Below are 21836 nucleotides of genomic sequence, written 5' to 3' on the forward strand. Positions count from 1 at the left end.
CGGACACTAGTTCAGTTTCACTCTCTTCCGTGCGCCGTCGCTGAGGTTGCTCAGCACCACGGTGCGAACCTGCCGGTCGATGTACTGGCTCAGACTGACCTGCGTCTGCTGGAAGTACCAGTGTTTGAGGGCCCACATATGAGCCAGGGTCATGAGGTTGTGACCGAGCGTGCTCGCATCGACCGCGTGCAGGTCACCTTTGTCGGCAGCCTCGGCGACGACATCGATGAGCGGCTGCAGAGTGGCCAGCTCCTGCGACTGGATGGACGCCAGTCCGGCGCGTGAGAGCGCCCTGGAAGTCTGATAGGTCAGGACGACCGCCTGACGATGGTCATCGACGACCTGACAGAACTCGGTGAAAGCCGCAATGATCCGATGCACAGGATCCTCGGTCGCCTCGATCGCCGCCGGCACGCGCAGCCGGAAGTCCTCGAGAACCCGGGTGATCGCGGCCAGCACGATCTGCTCCCGATCCGAGAAGTACTTGTACAGCAGTCCGACGCTGACACCGGCAGACTTGGCGATCGCCTGCATCGACACGGCATGTGAGCCCTTCGTCTGCATGAGGCCGACGGCGGCATCGACGATCTGCTTCTCACGGAATTCCGCGCGAGCACCGCGCACTACGGCGTTGACGTCCTGAGTCTTACTTGTCATGCCTGCTGACCACTTCCTCCCGCAGCTTGAACTTCTGAATCTTACCGCTCGGGGTCCGCGGAAACTCATCGAGGCACTGCAGGGTCTCCGGCCAATAGTGTTTGGTCACGCCCTTGGCGGCGAAGAATTCGCGCAGGTCATCCATGGTGAACGTGTGGCCTTCTCGCAGTGTGACCACGGCACACGCGATCTCCTGTAGGCGGGGGTGGGGCACCGCCACGATCGCCACTTGGGAGATGGAGGGATGCTCGTACATGATGTTCTCGACGTAGGTGACGGGAATGTTCTCTCCACCGCGGATGATGATGTCCTTCGATCGACCGCCGATCTTGATGAAGCCGTCGTCGTCCATCTCTGCGATATCGCCGGTGTCCAGCCAGTCGCCGGCGAAGGCCTCGTCGGTGAGCTTCGGTTCGCTGAGATACCCGACGAACAGGAACGGGCCCTTGACCTGCACCTTTCCTTCGGTTCCGGCGGGGATCGGTTCGCCGAGCGGATCGACGACGCGCACCTGCATATCGCCGAGCGCACGACCGTCGGTGCTCGTGACCTTGTCATCGGAATCGCCGGGGGCGGTCATGGTGACCAGTCCGCATTCGGTCTGCCCCCAACCGCCGAAGACGTTGAGTTTGGGCAGCAGCTCTTTGGCCTCGTGGAACATGACGCGTGGAATCGGAGCGCCCATGCAGCAGAAGTGTCGCAGACTCGAGAGATCACGATCCGTGGTCTTGGCGGCCTCGATGAGATCGTGCAGGAACGGGGTGGCGCCCGAAGTGTGCTCGATGCCGAACTCTTCGATCAGTCGCGCGAACTCCTCGCCGTTCCAGACATCCTGGAACACGCCGGTCCCGCCGATGAGCAGCGGCAGGCAGACTCCGTACATGTACCCGGTGAGATGACCGAAGGTCGAGGCCATGTGGATGACGGAGCCATTCCCGAGGCCTAGGTGGTCAGGCCAGGGCAGTGACGCGGAGAGCACCGAATTGTGTGTGTGCATGACCCCCTTGGGATCACCGGTCGTCCCCGAGGTGAAGAGGATCAGACCGACATCATTGGGATCGGGCCTGCGCGTCTCCCAGTCGATGCTCGCCGCCGCCTCGGCCGATCCTGGCGAACCAGCTGACCCCGGTGAGCCTCGGGTCCCGCGATCCAGGAAGTCCGTCCATCGTTCGAAGCCCTCGCGGGAGGTGAACGGATCTTCTCCGGGAGCGTCGAGGACGATCGTATGCCGCAGATCTGGCAGTCTGTCCCTGAGGCGGTCGACCATATCCGGGTAGTCGAACTTGCGGAACCGGTTGGGGACGAAGAGAACCGTGACTGCGGCCTTCTTCGCCATGTATCCGATCTCGCGGTCGCGGTAGATGGGGATGAGACCGTTCGTGACCGCCCCCGCCTTGAGAGCGCCGAGGTGGATGACCAACCATTCGTACCAATTGGGCAGATGGATGCCCACCACCTCACCCGGTTGCACACCGAGGTCGACGAGGGCCCTGGCACATGCCTCGGCGTCGGCGGAGAGCTGTCGGTATGTGTGGCTTCCATAGGGGTCTCGCGACACGACCGAATCAGGAGTCTCGCTCGTCCAGTGGTCCAGATGATCGAGCAGCGTCTTGTTATTCCAGGCACCTGTCGAGGTGTGCTTGTCGATGAGGGAGTCGGTGAGGATCGTGTCGAATCGGGTTGGCATGTCAGGGCTCCTTTGCTCTGGTCTCGTGCCGGTGATGGAGGATCGTTGTGGAGACTCGGTGGGTGAGGGTCAGGCCATGGTGAGTCCGCCGGAGACGGAGAGCGTCTGACCCGTGACGTAGGTGGATTCGGGGCTGGCGAAGAAGGCAACGGCATTTGCCAGATCGTCAGGCTGTGCCAGGCGGCGCATCGGGATCGCCTTCTCCAGTGCGGTGCGCAGCTTCGGGTTGTCCTCGGAGATCTCAGCGAACAGCGGGGTGTCGGCCGGTCCCGGGCACACGCAGTTGGAGGTGATGTTGTGCCGGGCGACCTCGCGGGCGAAGGTCTTGGAGAAGGAGATGATGCCGCCCTTGGCCGCCGAGTACACGGCCTCACCGCTCGAGCCCACGCGTCCGGCATCGGAGCCGATGCTGATCACGGCCCCGGAATCGGCGGCGATCATGTGGGAGGCGACCGACTGCGTGCAGTTGAGGGTGCCGATCAGGTTGATCGCGATGACTCGGTCCCAGGTCTCGGCCGTCGAGTCCATGAAGGGTCCGACCTTGTCCCAGCCGGCATTGTTGACGAGGACGTCGATGCGGCCGAACGTCTCGACCACCTTGGCGGTCATGGCATCGACCTTGGTCCGATCGGTGATATCGACGGCGACGCCGATGGAATCATTTCCCAGCGCCGAGGCGGTTTCCTGTGACTTCGCCGCGTCGAGGTCGGCGACGACGATGGTGGCTCCGTCTGCGGCCAGGCGGGTGGCGATGCCTTTGCCGATCCCGGAGGCGGCGCCGGTGACGATGATGATGCGATTGTCCAGTGCAGACATAATGTGTGGTCCCTTCGGATGGTGATGTTGTCAGATGTGCTGGTCAGTTGCCTTCGTCGGATGTGTGCTGGCCCAGATGTGTGCTGGTCAGGGGGCGAAGGCGCGTCCGGCCGATTCCCTGGCGATGACGAGTTTCATGATCTGTGCGGTCCCGTCCCCGATCTGCATGCCGAGCACGTCGCGTAGGCGCTTCTCCACGTCGCGATCCTGCTTGTAGCCGTTCTGGCCGTGCAGAAGGAGGCATTGATGGATGGCGTGATAGGACTCCAGGGGTGCCCACCACTTGCACATCGCCGCTTGTGAGGTGTGGGGCAGGCCTTCGTCGCCGAGCCACAGGGTGTTCAGACACAGCAGCCTGGCGGCGGCCATCTTCGTCTCCGCCTCGGCGAGGGGAAATGAGACGCCCTGGAACTTCGACAGCGGCTGGTCGAATGCCTCCCGGCCCTTCACATAGTCCCAGGCATCCTCGATCGCTCGGGTGGCACTGCCCGTGCATTGCAGGCCGATGAGAGCACGGGAGAAGTCGAAGCCCTGCATGACCTGGGAGAACGCTGCTCCCTCCGCGCCGAGGAGGTGATCGCCGGGGACCCTGACATCGGTGAAGTCCACCGAGCCACGGGCCACCGCGGACTGTCCCATATCGGTGATCGGGGTGCGGGTGACTCCTGGGGCGTCGAGGTCGACGAGGAAGGCGGAGATGCCCTTCCCTCGTTTCGCGTCCGGATCGATCCTCGCGAAGATGACTGTGGCCGTCGAGGTCAGCGCCAGTGACATCGACTTCGTGCCGTTGATGATCCAATCGCCACCGTCACGTGTGGCGGTGCTCTGGGGATTGCCGGCATCCGAGCCGGCGTCGGGCTCGGAGAGGCCGATGGCCACTGTTTCGGCACCGGAGGTGATGAGACGGCAATAGTGTTCGGCCACCTCGGCGCTTGCATTGCGCGCGATGACCTGGCCCATCAGTGAGCCCACCACCTGCAGATACGCCACGTTGAGGTCGCCGCGAGCTATCGCCTCGGTGACCAGTCCCGCAGTCACCTTCGTCTGGCCCTGTCCGCCGAGGTGGGGCGAGAGTTCGGGGGCGATGAGACCGGCGCTGCCCATCTCCAGTGTCAGATCGGTGCCGATCTTCCCGGCATTCTCCCTGTCACGTGCCTCGGAGATGAGGCGGTCCTCGAAGGCCGCTGCCGTGTCGAGCAGCGACTGGGCCTCTGGGGTGATTGCGAAGTCCACTGTGATCCTCTGTTCTGGTGGGCTGGTCGGCCTGATTGCCTGCGATTCAGTACGCGTTGTCGAAGCTGCTGAAGTCGGGATCGCGCTTCTCGGCGAAGGCGGCAGCGCCCTCATGCGACTCGGGAGAGTGCGCGTACAGGTCGAGGGCGCTCATTGCCAGATTGGTGAAACCGGTCTGCATCTCGGAGTCGGCATTGAACGACTGCTTGAGGAAGCGCAGGGCGGTCGGCGCCTTGAGACCCAGTGCTCGGGCTCGTTCCTTGGCTCTGGGCATGAGCTGCTCGGCTTCGACGACCTCATTGGCCAGGCCCCACCTCTCGGCTTTCTGGGCGTCGATGAGTTCGCAGAAGTACCACATCTCGCGTGCCCGCTTCTCGCCCACGACTCGGGCGAGGAACGCAGTGCCGTAGCCGGCGTCGAAGGACCCGACCTTGGGTCCGGCCTGTCCGAAGCGGGCATGGGCGGCGGCAATCGTGATGTCGCACAGCGTGTTGAGGACGTTGCCTCCGCCGACGGCGACGCCGTTGACGGCGGCGATGATGGGCTTCGGCACGGATCGCATGGTCTTGTGGAGTTCAGAGATGCGGAACATCCCGTAGCGGCTGGGACCGTAGTCGCCGGTCTTCGCCTTCTGCTTGACGTCCCCTCCGGCACAGAACGCCTTCTGCCCGGAACCGGTGAGGATGATCGAGCGGACCTGATTGTCGCCCCAGGCCAGAGTCAGAGCCTCGATGAGCTCGTCGACTGTCTGTGAGCGGAAGGAGTTGAACGAGTCTGGGCGATTGATGGTGATGACCGCATAGGACTCCTCGACTTCGTAGAGAATATCGGCGAACTCCTGCGCAGCGGCCGCGGACCCTTGTGTATCTGGCATCTTTGCCTCCTCAAGCTGATGTCCTGCGGGCGACGGCAACTGATCCCGCAAGAAAATGAATCTATGTTCACGCCAAGTGAATACTAGTTCAGTGTAGAGGTCAATACCCTTGAGTCGGTGAAGTCTGAGTCGATGAAGCCAGAGTGGCGAATCTCTGTCGCTTCTGCGGGTTCGCGGGAGTACCCGGTGCGGAGTGTGAGACTGTAATGATAGAACCGATCCTCGTATCCCCGTGGTATCCGTGCACACTCGAGAGGGCAGTGATGACTCAACCCCGTGAGACCAGACCGCAGCCGGCTGCCGGTGCGGAGATCGGCTCCCTCATCGGCGGAGCATTCGGCCTGGTGTTCCTCATCATCAACAGCACATCGTTTTCGACCCTGGGCCGTATCCTCGTGCTCATCATGGGAATCGCGGCCTTCGCCGTCATCGTGTTCTTCGCGATTCGTTCACTGGGCCGCATGAAGCGCGCCCATGTCTCCTCAGCAACGTCCGTCGAATCAGCCGAGTCAGCTGAGGGGCAGGTTGCGATCGCTGAGGGGCAGGCTGCGGCCGGACCGCGTCGGACCGTTCCCTTCGGACGCAGCTACTGGATCATCGTCGGGATCGAAGCGCTGGCGCTCTTCGGCGGCACGCGCCTGCTGAGCGGTTTAGGACATCCCGAGCTCGGCGTGGCCTGGGTGGCGTTCGTCGTCGGCACCCACTTCTATGCGCTCGGCCACGTGTTCAAACTCAACCGGTTCCATATTCTCGCCACAGTCGTCACACTGTGCGGCATTGCCGGCTTCATCGCCTTCTTCGCCTCGATCCCAGCGTTCATCCCCATCTTCAGCGGAATCATCTCCGGATTCGTGCTCCTGGCGTTCGGACTCTGGGCGCTCGTCGCGGTCGACGGTGAGCGTGCGTGAAACGCCGATTTGCTGTCCACAAACGGTCCTTTGGACGTTCTGCGGCGAACGTTTGTAGACAGTGAGAACCGTTTGCGGACAGTCATCGGCTGACCGAAGCCCGCGGCCAGTCACTATTGACGAACAGATCGCGTCGCAGACTGCAGCGGTTGCGCGGGCCCAGGCCCTGGTGTTTCGTCGGAGGGCTGGCTCCGCCGCCGAGACTACTCCGTGAGCGCCGCTGAGACTACTCCGTGGGCGTCGGAGGGCTGGCTCCGCTGCCGGGACTGCGCCGTGGGGGCAGCTGAAACTTCCCCGTGGGCGTCGCCGGTGCTACTCCGTGGGCGTGGCTGGGGCCTGGGGCTTCGGGGGTGTTTGCACGCGCGGGGCCGGGAAGTCCGGGGGCGTGGCCGCAGGGGTCTTCTCCAGGCTGGAGAGCACCTCGGCGATGGCACGATCGAGTTGCAGATCGTCCTCACTGAACAGCTGTGAAGGATCATGCTCGACCTCGATATCAGGCTCGACACCGTAGTTCTCCACATCCCAGCCTTTGCCCTCAAGCCAGAAGGCGTAACGCGGCTGAGTCACACCGGTGCCGTCGACGAGGTCGTAGCGGCCGTCGATGCCGACAACTCCGCCCCAGGTGCGCACACCGATGACGGGGCCCAAGCCCTTGGCCTGAGCACGGGCATTGATGATGTCACCGTCGGAGCCCGAGAACTCGTTCGCGACGAAGGCCACGGGCCCTCGTCGTGCGTCTTCGGGGTCGGCGATCATGGCATCGTAGCTGCGCACAGCGTTCCAGGCGATGACACGATCGGCGAAGCGTTCGGCCACCAGGGCGCTGGTATGACCGCCGCGGTTGAATCGGACATCGACGATGACAGCGTCGGCCGACATCGCCTGTCTGAGGTCGCGATGCAGCTGCGCCCAACCGTTGGGCATCATATCCGGGATGTGCACATACCCGACACGTCCCTCGGACTTCGACCTCACATACTCCCGCCTCGATCGCACCCAGTCCTGGTACCTCAGCTTCTCCTCGCTGGTCAGCGGCACGATTGCCACCACGCGGTCCTTGCGACCACGGCGCAGGGTGAGTTCGACGATCCTGTTGCCGGCTCCCTGCAGGTGGGCGGCGGGGCCGCGTACCTCATCGACCCGTTGGCCATCGACAGCCAGGATGATGTCGCCCTCCTGAGCCCCGACACCTGCCTGACGCAATGGCGATCTGGCCGCGGGTTCGCTGCTCTCACCGGGCAGAATCCGTGCGATCTGCCATCCGCTCGGTGTCCGTTCCAGGTCAGCGCCGAGGAAGCCGAGTCGTTTCGACGGGTTGCCCAGGGCATTCGAGGGCGTGACATAGGCATGAGACGTGTTGAGTTCCCCGACCGTCTCCCACAGCACATCGACGAGATCATCATGGGTCAGTGCCTTCGCGGCGACTCGGCGCCACCGCAGGGTGACCCCTTCCCAGTTCACGCCGTTCATGTCTGCACGCCAATAGTGATCGCGCATGATGCGCGAGTTCTCTTCGAACATCTGCAGCCACTCGGCGCGCTGGTCGAGTTCGAAGCGCAGCCGGGAGAGATCCACCGCGACGCACTCGTCATCGTCGTCTTCGACCTTGCGGCTGCTCGGACGCACCGTCACATCGCCGTCATCGTAGACGACCATGAGCTTGCCATCCCCACTTACCCAATAGGCATCTGCCTTGTCGACGATGGTGACGAGTTTGCGTTTGGCGAAGTCGAAGTACTGAATCGACTCTGTGGGAGGGGCATCAAGGTCGGTGCCGAGCACGCCGTCCTCCGATTCCCCGGCACGGATCCACAGGACACCGCCGACAGCAGCCTCAAGCTTCCGGAAGACACCGGCAGAGACGGGGAACGCGAGGATCCGCTCCTCGGCGCCCTCGACATCCAACTCGACGGTGGTGACCTTGGACTTCTCCGCCTTGGTCTTCTCTGCCTTCGAAGCCTCATCGGTCAGTTCGCTGATCGCCCAACCGCTCGAGGTCGGTCCGAAGGGAGCCGGCTCAGTTGCGCTCAACGGCAGCAGCCACGGTCTGGTCACACCGTTGAACGACAGATCGAAGGAGTGCTGATTGTAGGCAGGATCGAAAGTCCGGTCAGACAGAAACACCACGTACTTGCCGTCGGCGGTGAATGTGGGGGAGTAATCGTTGTACTTACCGCTGGTCAGCGCCAGCGCCTCACGGTCTGATTTGGTGTCGACGAGCATGAGCTGCGCCAGCTGTTCCTCACCTTGAGTGGGCTGTGACCAGAGAAGGTACCGTCCGTCGGGTGAGAACTCGGGAGACCTGGCCTCACCGAAGCCCGAATGTCCCACCAGCCGGGTCTTGCCGTTCCCGACCTCGACGAGACGGACGCTTCCGTCGTGGGAGATTGTGGCTAAGGTCTTTCCGGACGGATCGGAGGTCATGTGCAGAACCCGTCCGAGAGCGCCCGCTCCGATCCGACGTTCCGAAGCCGTCGCCGAGGTGGCGCGAACTTCGATGGCATCCTCGCCTTCGACGTCGGTGACGTAGGCCGCCTGTCCAGTCTGTCCGAGCACCACCGGGAGGCGTGTGCGGATCGAAGAGTCCGCGCACAACGCTCGTGCGGGGCCCTCACGATGAGCCAACCAGAAAGTCTTTCCCCGCCATTCGATGAGGGAGGCGTTACCATCGTGATCTGGGGCGATGGCGCCGATCCTAGACTTCGAGTCGAGGTTGAGCGGCTGCACTTGGGTGCCCGGAAGCTGGACCTTGAGGGTCCGTATGCTGGCATCGAGGCTGTCGAGGATGCGGATCTCGCCGCGGCTGTGCCACACGATGCGCGTCCCGTCGGTCGTCGCATTGCGGACGTACCCTTCGGCTTCGGTCTGGAACGTCAGCTGTCGAGGCTCGCCCGGATCCCCATCGCTGCGTGTGGCCAGACCGTCCCAGATCCAGAGGTTGGCCTGCTCGTTGGCATGATGGGGGAAGCTCGCGGCCTTGTCAGAGGTGATGACCAGTGAGTCTCCCACCCACAGCGGGTCGGTCAGCGACGCCTCTTCGTCGCGCAGCAGCCGCTGCCACTGGACTCCGCTGCCCGTGGCGTCTGCGCTGCGATCAAGCCAGAGCCGCGGCGCAGTTCCCCCTCGGTAGCGCTTCCAGTGCGCGGGTTCACGACTGTAGGGAGTGGCCAAGGCGGTCACCGATGAGTGGTGGCGGGCCATTCCCGAGGCTCTGCCCCAGGACAGGCGTTCGACGCTGCCGTCGATTCCCACTGACCTCACCACGTGATTGCGTGACTCGAACTCGCCGGCGTTGGAGCCGATGAGGATGCGCTCATCGTCGGCCCAACCGAGCATCGTCATCGCCGTCGACCCCAGCCAGGTGAGCCGGTGCAGAGAACCGGAAGCCACCTCGGCGAGCATGAGCTCAGGGTGACCATCGCGGTGCGAGACATAGGCGATACGGGATCCATCAGGGGAGAATCTGGGGCTGCGCGCGGGAGCATGATCCGAGGTCAGACGCCAAGCACGCCCACCCTCGGCGGCGACGAGCCACACGTCATCGTCGGCAACGAAGGTGATGAGATCACCGTGGATGTGCGGATACCGGAGGTAAGTGTTGGAATTCACGTGACCCACATTACAAGCATGCACGGACACGGCGCTGTGGAAGAGGAGGAGGCCCAGCCAATTTGCACGCTCTGCGAGATCTCGTCGGCGCGGGTGCTCGGGCTTGTGCGCCGAGGTGACGCGGCCCATGCGGCGCAGTCGGGCCCTGACCAATAGAATGGTGGCATGCCATCTTTGACTTCGCTTCTCAACGATCGTTTCGCACTCGCCCTCGAACAGTCCTTCGGCGAGGAATTCACGCGACGCGACCCTGTGATCAGGAGCAGCCAGTTCGCCGACTTCCAGGCCAACGTGGCGCTGCCTCTGGCGAAGGAGCTGAAGTCCAAACCGCGCGACATCGCGACCACGATCGTGGCCAACCTCGATCTCGAAGGGATCTGTGAGACCCCGGAGATCTCCGGCCCTGGCTTCATCAACCTCACCTTCACCCCCGAGTTCCTGGCATCGACCCTGAACCAGGGAACGGCCACCGAGATCGAGTCAGAGACGAGCGGAGCGCGGATCGTCATCGACTATTCGGCGCCCAATGTCGCCAAGGAGATGCACGTCGGTCACCTGCGGACCACCGTCGTCGGCGATGCTCTGGCTCGGACCCACGAATACGTCGGCAACACGGTCGTGCGCCAGAACCACATCGGCGACTGGGGCACTCCCTTCGGCATGCTCATCGAACACCTCCTCGACGTCGGCATCGAATCGGAGACGGCCAAGGACATCTCGGCCAACCCGAATGCCTTCTACCAGGCCGCGCGTGCGAAGTTCGACAGCGATGAGGCCTTCGCCACCCGCGCACGTGCCCGCGTGGTCGCGCTGCAGGGCGGCGACGAGCAGACCTTCGAACTCTGGGAGCGCCTCGTCGGGTTCTCACGGATCTACTTCAACCACATCTACTCACTCCTCGACGTCACCCTGACCGATGAGGACCTGGCAGGTGAGAGCATCTACAACGATGACCTTGCCGCGGTCTGCGCCGAGCTCGAGGAGAAGGGCCTGGCCCGCATCAGCGACGGTGCCCTGTGCGTCTTCCCCGAGGGCTTCACCGGGCGTGAGGGCGAACCTCTGCCGCTCATCATCCGCAAATCCGACGGCGGCTACGGCTACGCCACGACGGACCTCGCGGCTGTCCGTCATCGGGTGCGCACCCTCAGGGCCGATCGTGCCCTCTACGTCGTCGGCACCCCGCAGGCGATGCACTTCGAAATGGTCTTCTCCATCGCTCGAGCCGCCGGCTGGCTGCCCGAGGAGGTTGCAGTCGAGCACGTGAAGATCGGCAACGTGCTCGGTGACGACGGGAAGATCCTGCGCACCCGCAGCGGTGCCCCCGTGCGCCTGGCCGAACTCCTCAATGAGGCCGTCGCCCGCGCGAAGACCACACTGCAGGAGTCGAACGCCGAATTCAGCCCCGAAGAGGAAGCCGAGGTCGCACAGATCGTCGGCATCGGCGCCGTGAAGTACGCCGACCTCTCCGTCGCCCACGACACGAGCTACGCCTTCGACCTCGACCGGATGCTCGCCCCGATCGGCAACACCGCGCCCTACCTCCAGTACGCCGGAGCCCGGATCCGCTCGATCCTGCGCAAGGCGGACGGGGATGCGTTCACGGCTGCGCCGATCCACCTCGGCGAGGCTGCCGAACGCGACCTTTCTCTGGCGATCCTCGGGTTCTCCGATGTCCTCGCCGAGGTGGTCGCCGGCTCCACGCCGCACCGGCTGTGCACGTACCTCTTCGACCTCGCCCAATCGTTCACCTCGTTCTACGAGCAGTGCCCGGTTCTCATCGCCGAATCCGCCGAAGTGCGCGATTCCCGGCTGCGGCTGAGCCAGACGGTCCTCGAGGTGCTTGAGGCCGGCCTCGGCGTCCTGGGCATCCGCGTGCCCGAGCGCATGTGAACCAGCCTGACCCTTCCGTCGCCCGGCGGATGCTGCCGTGGATGGTCGTGGGCATCGTCGTTCTGGCGATCAACCTGCGAGCACCGATCATCGCACCGACCGCCGTCCTCGGTGACATTCAGCACGACACCGGGCTGAGCGCCGCCGGGGTGGGCCTCCTCACCGGTCTGCCAGTGTTGCTGTTCGCCCTCCTCACTCCTGTTGCGGGGAAGACCATCGGACGCTTCGGTGCCGAGGCAGCGGTGCTGTCGTGCCTCACCGGAGTCCTTCTCGGAACCGTGTTGCGTTCCCTGGGCCCGCCCTGGCTCGTGCTCGTGGGCACCGGAATCATCGGAATCGCGATCACCTTGGGCAATATCGCGGTGCCGGTGATCATCCGGCGCGAGGTCCCCTGGAACCAGGTGTCGATGGTCACCGGTCTGTATTCGGCCACCATGAACGTCGGCTCCATGATCACACTGCTCGGCACGGGTCCCTTGGCCGAAGCTCTCGGGTGGCGGTGGGCCGTCGCCATCTGGGGTGCTTTGGCCGTGATCGGACTCATCTACTGGCTGTTCATGATCCGGTTGCGAATCCGCCGCACTGCGATCTTCGCGGCATCGGCCGAATCGTCACCGGCACCAGAGCCCACACCGGTACGTCGTCCTTGGCGCGAGGCACCTCCCGAATTCCGTCGCATCATCGCACTGCTCGTGATCACCTTCAGCGGACAGTCGATTGCCTACTACACGACCACGACGTGGCTGCCCTCGATCCTCTCCGACACAGGAGGGCTGGACTCGGCAGCCTCGGGCGGCACTGCCTCGCTGTTCCAGGTCGCTGCCATTCTCGGCGCATTCGGTGTGCCGCTGCTGGCGGCCCGAACCAAGCCCTGGGTGCCGGTGGCGATCATCGCCGCACTGTGGCTCTCACTGCCTGTTGGACTGCTGCTCGCTCCGAGCACATACGTGCTGTGGGCGATCACCGGCGGCGTCGCCCAAGGCGGCGGATTCACTGCGATCTTCTCCATCATCGCCCGCACCGCTGGCAGTGATAGGGAAACCGCTTCGGCCTCGGCACGGGTGCAGGGAGGCGGTTACCTCGCCGCCACGCTGGCGCCGCCGTTCGCGGGCTGGTTGCGCAACGCCACCGATGGGTGGACTGCTCCGATTCTGCTCATCCTCGCAGCGACCCTTGCCTTCACGATCGCGGGGCTGCTGGCGGTCCGCATCTCCGGTCGCTTCCGGGGCGGTGGGCCGGCGAACAGGCGTGAGGTTCTGGGTGAATGACGAACGGCCCCCGTCGCTGTTGTTCTCACGTCTTCACGTGGGTGAACTTCAGCGGCGGAAGCCGTTCTATCTGTCTGGATCAGGCGATCGACCGGTCAGTTGACCATGTCAGTCGACCTCCCCGAACAGGTCAATGCTTGCCGAACAGATCAGTGCTTGGCGTTCTTGTCTTCCACCGTCTCGGCGGCTGACTTCGAATCCTCGGCAGGCTTGACGTTGGTCGCCGGCGTCGCCTTGGTGCCCTTGGCCTCGGTTGCAGGCTTCGGAGTCGGTGCTGTTGCTGTCGTGGCGGTGGCCTCGGCAGTCTTCGACTCGGGCACTGCGGTCTGCGAGACCTCGGGTGCTGTTCCCTGGCGGGAAGCGGGGGTTGAGCCCACCGGACGAGCATCCTCGGGACGGTTGTTGGGCAGCGGCGTCGACCATGGGTCCTCGACCGGCTGCGCCTTCTTCCACACGTAGTAGCCGATTCCGGCTGCCGAGCCGATGACCAAGGTCCACACGACTGCGGCCTTGCCGCCACCGGACTTGCGTGCGGTGTCCTTCTGGATCCGCTTTCCAGCGTTCGTGAGGGCCTTGCGGGCCTTCTTCACGGCCTTCTTGTCGCCGGTCAGGCGCACAGCGAGATCGTCGACGAGTTGGGGGGTCTCAACGGCTGCAAGCGAGTTGGCGGCGTTGGTCGCAAACTTGCCGGCACGTTCGGTGGCTTCGGGGCGGTAGGCATCGAGCTTGTCCGCCCAGGCGTGAACCTGATCATTCGCCTTGTCGGCAAATGCTTCGACCTGAGGGCGGGCCCTGACGGCAAGACCTTCGGCCCGATCGGCCAGTGCTTCGACCTGCGGCCGAGCCTTCTCTGCAAGCGCCTCGACCTGAGGGCGTGCCTTGTCAGCGGCTTCGCGGAGTTTTGGACTTGCGGCCCCGCTGGCATCGGCCAGGACTCGGAGTGACGTCTTCTTCGCGGAATCGAGCTTCGAAGTGAACGGATCTCGAGCTGACTTCTTCGACATGAACATTCCCAATCCTCTTTGTCGGGGGCAATTGATCAGTCTCAGTCTACGGCCTAGGTGCAAGCCGCCGGACATCAGGCTGTCATGAAATTGTCTGCAGAAACGCTGACAGAGTCTGCAAACCGAGTCGGCGGAATCTGCGGAAGCCGTCGGGGCGTGAAAGAATGGCTCTATGACTACAGCTTCTACGCATACAGCAGTCCTGCACACCAATCATGGTGACATCACCATCAACCTCTTCGGCAACCACGCGCCGAAGACTGTTGCCAACTTCGTGGAACTGGCCAAGGGTGAGCGCGAATTCACCGACCCTGCCACCGGCGAACCCACCAAGCGCCCCTTCTACGACGGCCTCAACTTCCACCGCATCATCTCGGACTTCATGATCCAGGGCGGTTGCCCGCTGGGCACCGGCACCGGCGGCCCGGGCTACACCTTCGATGATGAGATCCACCCGGAACTCCAGTTCGATCGCAAGTACCTGTTGGCCATGGCCAATGCCGGCAAGCAGATGGGACGCGGCACCAACGGCTCGCAGTTCTTCATCACAACCGCCGAGACCCCATGGCTCAACGGCAAGCACACCATCTTCGGCGAGGTCGCCGACGAAGCCTCGCAGAAGGTCGTCGACGAGATCAACAACGTCCGCACTGCTGCCATGGACAAGCCAGTCGAACCAGTCGTCCTGGAATCGGTCGACATCAACGGCTGACTCCGATTCGCTGGTGAGCATCGGTACCTGCTGTACTGGAGTACTGAGGCTCACTGAACTGAGTACCATGGTGTGATGGACACACCTCAGGAGGGCTCGGCCCGGGAGACCGGCCGGGCCCTCTCTGTGACCCCTCCGCTGGTCACCAGTGTGATCATGATCCTCACGGGCGTGGTCTTCCTGGCCCAGCTGCTGCCCAGCCTGGATCTCACCCATCGGCTGAGCTTCGTACCCGCCCTCGTGTTCGAACAGCCGTGGCGAGTCCTCACGGTGGCTCTGGTGCACGAACAGCCCTCACCGTTCCATCTTCTGGCCAATATGATCGGTCTGTTCTTCTTCGGATCATTCGTCGAGCGAGCTCTCGGCCGCTGGCGATTCCTCGTCGTCTATCTGCTGGGGACGATCGGTGGGTCAGTCATGGTCCTCGTTCTGGCGAATCCGTTCTCTGTGGATTGGGTGACGAACAACATCGGTGCCTCCGGTGCGGTCTTTGCGATCATCGGCGTGCTGCTGGTGCCGACACGGAAGCTCGACCGCAACATCACGGGGGTCGTGCTGTTCGTTGCCCTCAACTTCGGATACGGATTCCTCGTCGCAGGAGTGTCCTGGCAGGCCCACCTCGGCGGGCTCATCGCCGGGTTCGTGCTCGGCTGCGGTGCTCTGCTGGTGCCGAAGAAGCAGTCGACGCTGATGTTCGCACTCGCGGCCCTCGGGCTGCTTCTCCTGGTGCTCGCCGCCAGCGCTTGGCAGATCAACGACGCCTGGCAGATCGCCTCCATGTGAAGAGTAGCGCTGACCATTCATTGAGGAGTCCGCAACGACTCTCAGGCTTATATCAGACTTCCGTGAATAATTGGCGTCCTCGCGGGCTGAATTTAGCTGTCCACAACCTTTATCCACATGGTGGATAACTTACATGTGTGTATTTCGCCAGGTCACAGGCCCAAAATAAGTTATGCACAAGCGACGCTCCCGGCTTGGGTATAACTTCGTCCCTGTGGACAAGTGCACGCCAAGGCAGTTGAAACGTCAATAGGGGGCCATCACCCCACCCGCAGGTGACCGCCGTGTGGGCATGGGTTGACGGGGCGTCACGCGCACTGACGGGGCAGGTCACGCGCTGACGGCGGCAACGCCAGCGAAAAACGGGGGTTGCGTCGACCTGCGGGTGCGCACACCCGGTGATCGACGCAACCCCCGTCATTTGGAGCAAGCGTGGTGCCTGCCGACTACCTCCAGCGCGTGGACATGATCAACCCCGCGACGAAGAAGGCGAAGCCGATGAGGATGTTCCAGTTCTGCCAAGCCTCGACCGGGAACGCGCCCTGCGAGACGTAGAAGGTCACGAGCCAGATCAGGCCGATGAGCAGGAGGCCGATGAGCACCGGCAGGAACCAGCGAGGGTTCGGCTTGATCGTCTGCTGACCGGACTGCGAGGTGTAAGAGGCGGTCTTGCGACCCTGGGGGCGCTTGGCCGGATTGCCCGAACGCGAGGTGCGCTTGGCCGATGAGCCTTTGGCAGCAGAGCCCTTGGCGGAGGCACCCTTAGTGGTCTCGCTCTTCTTGGCAGACTTGCTGTCCTTGTCGGACTTGGCTGCCTTGTCGACCTTCTCAGACGTCTCAGTCTTCTTGGCATCGGTGGTGGACTCGTCGGCTGTGTCGGCTGCATCAGCGGCGGCAGCCTTCTTGGCCCCGGAGTCCTTCGACGTGGACTTCTTGGCCGTCTCGTCGTCTGCAGCGTTGTCGTCGCCGACAGCGGAGGCATCGGCGTCGCCGCCGGTGACTTCAGCGTCGCCGTCGATGTCATCATCGTCGGCAAGCACGTCGGATTTGTCGGAGGGGTCATCCAGGTTGAGGAGGTCGCCCTCGAGGCTCTCGTCCCCCAGATCCTCCGTCTGCTCGACCTGCGAGTCCTCTACTGCCTCGACATCGTCGTTCGGCTGGGTCGTGGTTTCGACATTGGCCGTCGACGAGTTGCGAGAAGTGCGCTGGGGGCGCTGGGTCCGTCCGTTGGACTTGGCCACGAGTACTCCTTATACGGCCGACCATTGCTGAGGTCACCGGTTGATGAATAGGGACAATCGGACATCAGTCTACTCGTGACATCCAGCAGTTTTAAAAACTCCAACTACCCTGAGAACGACCTGTTTGTGCAGTTTCATGCGATAAAGTGCAATACGGTGTCCCCGCTTGCCCTCTGGGCGAGCCCCGGATTCGAAACAATAGGCACGGTGCAGCAGTGGTGAATGGTCCCTTCCCGGGTAACGAATCAGACGCAGACGCGTCATCGCGACCCACTATTCGTCCTGCTCAGAGGCAGAACTCCGCGCATCACCCGGCCAATGAACGACACCAGTCACAGGGTGGATACGGCGGCCACGAAGCGAACCCGTCCACAGAGCCTATGACCTCCGCACCCGACCTCGGCGGAGCGCCGAATTCGGGCTCAGGTTCGATCCCCGGATCCGGCTCGTTTTCAGCGACCGATCAACCACTTCCCAGCCGCCGTGAACTCCGACGTCGCGAGGCTGAAGCTGCGGCCGCCAACGGGGCTCCGACCGCCGTCTACACCGATGCGCCCCCCGGTTACTCGGACTCGACCCAGGTAATGCCCGCGGTCAACAGCGGAACGGACCCCAACCTCGGCGCCCATGCGGGTGCAGGGGCGGGCGCTGCGAACTACAGTGCACAGAACTACAGCCCACAGACCGACGGCGGACACAACGACGGAGGTCGTCGCACCAACCGTCGGAGGCAGAAGCCGGAGCGTGAGCCGCTGGGCCCAGTTCGCGGCACCATCCGCACCTTCGGCGAGCTCTGCATCACCGCCGGAATGGTGCTCATCCTGTTCGTGGTCTGGCAGCTGTGGTGGACCGATATCGAAGCCAACCGCGACAACGAGGTGTTGGCCGACCAGCTCACCGATGACTGGCAGAACCAGGACCCCAACGAGCTTCCGGACGACCCGGACGAACCTGTCGTAGCGGATCCGGTGGGGAAGAACGAGGCGTTCGGCATCTTCTACATTCCGCGCTTCGGCGACGACTACTACCGCACGGTCGCCGAGGGCGTCGATCTCGAACCCGTCCTCAACCGGATGGGCGTGGGTCGATACCCGAACTCAGCGATGCCGGGCGAAGTCGGCAACTTCTCGATCGCCGGCCACCGCGTCACCTACGGCAAACCGCTCAACCAGATCGCGAAGCTGCGTCCCGGCGATGAGATCATCGTCCAAACCAAGGACGGCTTCTACACCTACACGTTCCGCAACTTCGACATCATCCTCCCCGATGCCGTCGAGGTGCTCGCACCGGTCCCCAGCGAACCGAAATTCAAGGGCAAGGACCGGATCCTCACGATGACGGCCTGCAACCCGATGTTCTCGGCCCGAGAGCGCTACGTCGCCTACGCCGAGCTCACCGACTGGACTCCGGCCGGCGACGGTGCACCGGATAACATCAAGGACTCGAAAGCCTACGACAAGGTCAGCAAGAACGGTGGTGCCTGAGAATGTACGGTCTGATCTGGCGACTGCTTCCGGGCAACTGGTTCATCAAACTCATCTTCGCCCTCATCCTCATCGCGGCTGTGGTGCTGCTGCTCATGCAGTACGTCTTCCCGGTCGTCGCCCCCTACATGCCCTTCAACAACGCAACTGTGACTGATGGAAGCGGTGGCCAATGACAAAGATACTCGTCGTCGACAACTACGACAGCTTCGTCTACACGCTCGTGTCCTACGTCCGTGAGCTCGGAGCCGAAACGCACGTCATCCGCAATGACGATATGACCGCCGAGGCTGTCGTGACCCTGGCTTCGGGGTACGACGGTGTCCTGCTGTCACCGGGTCCGGGTGTGCCGGCCGAATCGGGAGTGTGCCCGGACCTCATCGCCTGGGCGGAGACGTCTGGCACCCCGGTGTTCGGAGTCTGCCTGGGCCATCAGGCGCTGGGAGAGGTCTTCGGCGCCACAGTGACCCACTCGCCGGTGCTCATGCACGGAAAGACCTCAGTCATCACCCACGACAGTCAGGGCATCTTCTTCGGCTGCAAGAACCCGCTGACCGTGACCCGTTATCACTCACTGGCGATCGTCGATGAGACCATCGATCTCGAGAAGTTCCTGGTCACCGCCCGCACCGATGATGGAGTCGTGATGGCCATCGAACACCGTGAGCAGCCATTGTTCGGTGTTCAGTTCCACCCGGAGTCCGTGCTCACGGAATGCGGTTATCTGATGTTGGGCAACTGGCTCGAGGTCTGCGGCATCGAAGGTGCCGCCGCGCAGGCTGCCGCGATGTCGCCGATGGCCTCGGCGATCGCGGCGAAGCCCGTCCCGGCCGCCATTCCGGCCTAAGCTGCGTCTCCGGCTGACGCAGCCGCCACTCCGGCTAAGTTGGCTGCTTCGGCCTAAACCGTCACTCCGGCGTAAACCGTCACTTCGGCGTAAACCGCCACTTCGGCGTAAACCGCCATTTCGGCTCAGACGGCCGCGACAGCTGGGCAATCGTGCTCAGACTCTTCCTGTGGCCCTGTTCGGCATATTAGGATCGGGACACACACCGAGAGGACCTACTGATGTCAGAGTCGAGTATCAACAGGAGCGAACCATTCCCCGAACTCACAGTGTTCGAGGCGACGTCGGTCCCCACCGCCGTCGTAGAGGTCAGGAATGTCGCCATGGAGGACCTTCCAAGCCACTTCGACGCCGTGTATTCCGGGCTGTTCCCTGCCCTTGCCGAGGCTGAGCAGGAAATCGCTGGTCCCGCATTCGCGCTGTACACGCGCCAACCCAGCGACACCGTCGACCTGGAGATCGGCCTTCCGCTCACGTCGGGGCTGAAGCAGGCCCTGCCTCTGGACGAAGGTCTCATTGCGATCCCGTCTCAGCTGCCCGGCGGATCGATCGCCGCACTGACCCATGCCGGTGGATATGACGGATTGGGTGAGGCCTGGGCGGGGTTGATGAAGGCAGTCGTCGACGCCGGACACCACCCGGGCCTGCCGTTCTTCGAGGTCTACGTGACAGAGCCGAATCCCGATATGGACCCGGCGGATCTGCGCACCGACCTCTTCCTCACCCTGTCCTGAGAAGACGAACTGGGGCCGCCACCGAGACTTCTCGATGGCGGCCCCAGCCGTTTCAGACCGTCGGTCGGGTCGGAATCACTCAGGGGTTGCCGTCGGTACCCGTGTCGGAGAAGCCGTCGAACCAGTTGCCTCCGCCTCCGCCGATGGCCTCGGCGTCCGAGTCACTGTCCTTGTCTTTGTCCTTTTCGCCGCCGGTGTCATCGCCGCTGTCGTCGCTGCCGCCGTCGTCAGACGGCGACGTGGGGACCCCGCCGGGGATGGATGGAATGCTCGGCGACGATGGCTCCTCCGGCGGCTTCTTGGCCACCTTGACCGTGATCTCCGAGCCCTGCTTGACCTCGCTGCCGCCAGCCGATGACTGTTCGAAGACCTTCTTCGCCGGTTCGTCTGCAGTCTCGACCTCTTCGGTCTTGCACCCCAGCTGGTAGTCGTCGCCCTCGAGGATCTCGCACGCTTCCTTCGCGGATTTGCCCGTCACATCGGGGACCTCGACCATTCCCGAGGACACGACGAGGTCGACGTTCGAGTCCACATCCACCTCGGAGCTGGCGCCGGGCTTCGTCTCGATGACGACACCCTTCTCCACATCCGGAGAGTTCTGGGAGATGTGCGTGCCTGCCTGGAGCTTGGCGTCATTGAGGATCTTGCGGGCGCTTTCCTCGGATTTGCCGGAGACATCGGGGACCTTGACGCTTTCGGGGCCGGAGGAGATGACCAGCTTCACGACGCTGTCCTCCTCCACTCGCTGGCCGCCGGCGGGATCGGTCTTGATGGCTTTGCCCTCGTCGACGTCCTCGCTGTAGGACTCGTCTCTGTCGACTCTCAGGCCTTGTTGGATGAGGGCGGACTCGGCCTCATCGGCATCCATATTGGCCACGTCCGTGACCTCGACCTGGATGATGTCCGGTGGTTTGTTGATCTCGTAGACCCACAGGGCGATGGCGGCCAGAGCCAACAGCACGAAGATGCTGCCGATCCAGATCCAGGCGCGCGAGCGCCTCGGCGGTGGTGGTTCGTCCTGCTTGGCCATGATCGTCGACACGGCACCCGTCTCAGGTTCCGCCTCGGCGTCCTGAGCATACTGCGGGGGACCCATCATGGCCCCGGCCATCGGGAACGCCTGGGTGCGATCCATGTCGTCGTCGAAGCTCAGGGGACGACCGTCACGGGCCGCGAGGACATCCTCACGGAAGATGTAGGCGTCCTGGTAGCGCTCGTCACGGTCCTTCAGCAGCGAATGCATGAGGAGGCGGTCGACTTCAGGGGGAACATTCGGATTGTAGAAGCTCGGAGGCTTCGGCGTCTCGCCCACGTGCTGGTAGGCGACCGCCAGCTGCGAATCCCCGACGAACGGGGGCCGGCCGACGAGGAGTTCATAGAGCAGGCAGGCCGTCGAATACAGGTCGGAACGGGCGTCGACGACCTCACCACGGGCCTGTTCGGGGGACAGGTACTGGGCGGTGCCCACGACCGACTGTGTCTGGGTCAGCCCGCTGTTGTCCTTGAGCGCGCGGGCGATGCCGAAGTCCATGACCTTGATGTCACCCTCGGGGGTGAGCATGACGTTGGCCGGCTTGATATCGCGGTGGACGATTCCGTTGCGGTGGGAGTACTCGAGTGGGGCGAGCACACCTGCGACGACGTTGAGCGCCTCGTCGATGGTCAGGGTGCCGTGTTCGTTGAGGACCTCACGCAGGGTCTGGCCTTCGACGTACTCCATGACGATGAAGGGCACGGAGACGCTGGAGCCTCCGGTCTCCACGAAGTCCTCTTCGCCCGAGTCGTAGACAGCGACGATGCCCGGATGGTTCAGCCCTGCCGCGGACTGCGCCTCACGCTTGAGACGGGTGTGGAACGAAGGATCACGAGCGAGATCGGACCGCAGAAGCTTGATCGCGACGCGCCGGCCGAGCCGGTTGTCGACGCCCTCGTGCACTTCTGCCATGCCCCCACGGCCGAGGAGCGCACGAACTTCGTACCGCCCCGACAGCACCTTGGGTTCATTCATTCTGGTCCTCCGCTTGGTTCACCCACGTCGTGGGAAAGTACTCCGCATGTCAAGTAGATTACTCGTCTTCTCAGCGCATGG

The 21836-nt window shown here is 63.5% G+C and carries 18 protein-coding genes; 9 read left to right on the top strand and 9 right to left on the bottom strand.

The genetic code is table 11. From position 1 onward, the window contains the following. Window positions 1-6 precede the first annotated feature (6 nt). The 5 genes from JFC13_RS15540 to JFC13_RS15560 all read right to left on the bottom strand — a co-directional run bounded on the left by JFC13_RS15540 (window position 7) and on the right by JFC13_RS15560 (window position 5267). The gene (locus tag JFC13_RS15540) at window positions 7-657 is read right to left on the bottom strand and encodes a TetR/AcrR family transcriptional regulator (RefSeq protein ID WP_198397962.1); all 651 of its coding nucleotides are present in this window, start codon (window positions 655-657) and stop codon (window positions 7-9) included. Further along, a complete protein-coding gene (locus tag JFC13_RS15545; RefSeq protein WP_198397963.1) occupies window positions 647-2344 on the bottom strand; it encodes an AMP-binding protein in 1698 nt (565 codons plus the stop codon). The genes JFC13_RS15540 and JFC13_RS15545 overlap by 11 nt, the downstream gene beginning before the upstream one ends. A gap of 69 nt (window positions 2345-2413) precedes the next feature. Further along, window positions 2414-3160 carry an SDR family NAD(P)-dependent oxidoreductase gene (locus JFC13_RS15550; RefSeq protein ID WP_198397964.1) on the bottom strand — a complete coding sequence of 249 codons (747 nt, stop codon included), beginning with the start codon at window positions 3158-3160 and terminating at the stop codon, window positions 2414-2416. An 87-nt stretch (window positions 3161-3247) separates the two neighbouring features. Next, window positions 3248-4393, bottom strand: coding sequence for an acyl-CoA dehydrogenase family protein (locus JFC13_RS15555; protein ID WP_332839441.1), 1146 nt, complete (start codon window positions 4391-4393; stop codon window positions 3248-3250). Between the two features lie 46 nt (window positions 4394-4439). Next, on the bottom strand, window positions 4440-5267 hold the full coding sequence (locus JFC13_RS15560; protein WP_198397966.1) for an enoyl-CoA hydratase-related protein: 828 nt from the start codon (window positions 5265-5267) through the stop codon (window positions 4440-4442). A 263-nt stretch (window positions 5268-5530) separates the two neighbouring features. Here JFC13_RS15560 and JFC13_RS15565 point away from each other — a divergent pair, with 263 nt between their 5' ends. Beyond that, on the top strand, window positions 5531-6175 hold the full coding sequence (locus tag JFC13_RS15565) for a hypothetical protein (RefSeq protein WP_198397967.1): 645 nt from the start codon (window positions 5531-5533) through the stop codon (window positions 6173-6175). Window positions 6176-6487: 312 nt separating this feature from the next. Here the strand turns inward: JFC13_RS15565 and JFC13_RS15570 are convergent, their stop codons facing one another. Then, entirely contained in the window at window positions 6488-9784 is a 3297-nt protein-coding gene (locus tag JFC13_RS15570; RefSeq protein WP_198397968.1) for a S41 family peptidase, read from the bottom strand. Between the two features lie 165 nt (window positions 9785-9949). Between JFC13_RS15570 and argS the strand changes: the two genes are divergently transcribed. Together argS and JFC13_RS15580 are read left to right on the top strand one after the other, a co-directional pair. After that, complete coding sequence (gene argS / locus JFC13_RS15575; protein WP_198397969.1) at window positions 9950-11674, top strand: arginine--tRNA ligase; 1725 nt, start codon at window positions 9950-9952, stop codon at window positions 11672-11674. Next, window positions 11671-12942, top strand: coding sequence for an MFS transporter (locus JFC13_RS15580; RefSeq protein ID WP_332839442.1), 1272 nt, complete (start codon window positions 11671-11673; stop codon window positions 12940-12942). The genes argS and JFC13_RS15580 overlap by 4 nt, the downstream gene beginning before the upstream one ends. 149 nt (window positions 12943-13091) lie before the next feature. On the opposite strand, the gene JFC13_RS15585 is transcribed toward JFC13_RS15580, so the two are convergent. After that, window positions 13092-13946 carry a hypothetical protein gene (locus tag JFC13_RS15585; RefSeq protein WP_232488673.1) on the bottom strand — a complete coding sequence of 285 codons (855 nt, stop codon included), beginning with the start codon at window positions 13944-13946 and terminating at the stop codon, window positions 13092-13094. Between the two features lie 172 nt (window positions 13947-14118). Here JFC13_RS15585 and JFC13_RS15590 point away from each other — a divergent pair, with 172 nt between their 5' ends. Together JFC13_RS15590 and JFC13_RS15595 are read left to right on the top strand one after the other, a co-directional pair. Continuing rightward, the gene (locus JFC13_RS15590; protein WP_143922770.1) at window positions 14119-14658 is read left to right on the top strand and encodes a peptidylprolyl isomerase; all 540 of its coding nucleotides are present in this window, start codon (window positions 14119-14121) and stop codon (window positions 14656-14658) included. A 75-nt stretch (window positions 14659-14733) separates the two neighbouring features. Next, window positions 14734-15441 (top strand): rhomboid family intramembrane serine protease, encoded by a 708-nt coding sequence (locus JFC13_RS15595; protein ID WP_198397971.1) that lies wholly within the window; start codon window positions 14734-14736, stop codon window positions 15439-15441. A 446-nt stretch (window positions 15442-15887) separates the two neighbouring features. Here JFC13_RS15595 and JFC13_RS15600 read toward each other — a convergent pair whose 3' ends face one another. Further along, the gene (locus JFC13_RS15600) at window positions 15888-16682 is read right to left on the bottom strand and encodes a cell division protein CrgA (RefSeq protein ID WP_198397972.1); all 795 of its coding nucleotides are present in this window, start codon (window positions 16680-16682) and stop codon (window positions 15888-15890) included. A gap of 380 nt (window positions 16683-17062) precedes the next feature. Between JFC13_RS15600 and JFC13_RS15605 the strand changes: the two genes are divergently transcribed. The 4 genes from JFC13_RS15605 to JFC13_RS15620 all read left to right on the top strand — a co-directional run bounded on the left by JFC13_RS15605 (window position 17063) and on the right by JFC13_RS15620 (window position 19747). After that, window positions 17063-18166 carry a class E sortase gene (locus tag JFC13_RS15605; protein ID WP_198397973.1) on the top strand — a complete coding sequence of 368 codons (1104 nt, stop codon included), beginning with the start codon at window positions 17063-17065 and terminating at the stop codon, window positions 18164-18166. Between the two features lie 2 nt (window positions 18167-18168). Then, complete coding sequence (locus tag JFC13_RS15610; protein ID WP_186293079.1) at window positions 18169-18342, top strand: hypothetical protein; 174 nt, start codon at window positions 18169-18171, stop codon at window positions 18340-18342. Continuing rightward, window positions 18339-19013 (top strand): anthranilate synthase component II, encoded by a 675-nt coding sequence (locus tag JFC13_RS15615; RefSeq protein ID WP_198397974.1) that lies wholly within the window; start codon window positions 18339-18341, stop codon window positions 19011-19013. Before JFC13_RS15610 ends, JFC13_RS15615 begins: the two co-directional genes overlap by 4 nt. A 221-nt stretch (window positions 19014-19234) precedes the next feature. Continuing rightward, window positions 19235-19747 carry a GyrI-like domain-containing protein gene (locus JFC13_RS15620; protein WP_198397975.1) on the top strand — a complete coding sequence of 171 codons (513 nt, stop codon included), beginning with the start codon at window positions 19235-19237 and terminating at the stop codon, window positions 19745-19747. 79 nt (window positions 19748-19826) lie between these two features. Here the strand turns inward: JFC13_RS15620 and pknB are convergent, their stop codons facing one another. Beyond that, entirely contained in the window at window positions 19827-21755 is a 1929-nt protein-coding gene (gene pknB / locus JFC13_RS15625) for a Stk1 family PASTA domain-containing Ser/Thr kinase (protein ID WP_198397976.1), read from the bottom strand. Between the last annotated feature and the right edge of the window lie 81 nt (window positions 21756-21836).

This window comes from Brevibacterium antiquum (assembly GCF_016107655.1).
Lineage (GTDB): Bacteria > Actinomycetota > Actinomycetes > Actinomycetales > Brevibacteriaceae > Brevibacterium > Brevibacterium antiquum.